We start from the raw sequence: 503 nt of genomic DNA on the forward strand, positions 1-503 counted from the left end.
CGGGGCCGCGGCGGTCATCCTGCGCGCGGGCCACGCGGCCGACGATGCGCGCCCCCGGATCGGACGGGGCCGCCAGCACATGTGGCCCGACACCCTGGGCATCATGGGCTGGACGGTCGAGGAAACCGGCCTGGGCGTCATCTTCGACCGATCGATCCCCAGCTTTGCCGAGGCGGAATTGCGGCCGGCGCTGGACGGCCTGATCCCGGATCATCCGGTCGACCGCCACGTCTGCCACCCGGGCGGCGCAAAGGTCATCACCGCGCTGGAGACCACGCTGTCCCTGCCGGAGGGGTCGCTGGACGTCGAACGCCGGGTCCTGGCGCAGAACGGCAACATGTCCGCCCCGACCGTCCTGTTCGTCCTGGAACAGGTGCTGCGCGCGGGCACGCGCGGATCGCTGCTGGCCATGGCGCTTGGGCCGGGCTTCACACTGTCGGTCCTGCCGATCACGGTGCAGTAGGATGGAGCATCACGCCGCGTCCCTGGCCTTCATCGCCTTC

Annotated in this window: 1 pseudogene; it reads left to right on the forward strand. The window is 71.0% G+C overall.

Annotated features, from left to right (window positions below):
* Window positions 1-463: pseudogene (locus TW83_RS17710) on the forward strand (type III polyketide synthase); the annotation flags it as partial.
* Between the last annotated feature and the right edge of the window lie 40 nt (window positions 464-503).

The sequence above is a fragment of the Paracoccus sp. S4493 genome (genome assembly GCF_000967735.1).
GTDB lineage: Bacteria > Pseudomonadota > Alphaproteobacteria > Rhodobacterales > Rhodobacteraceae > Paracoccus > Paracoccus marcusii.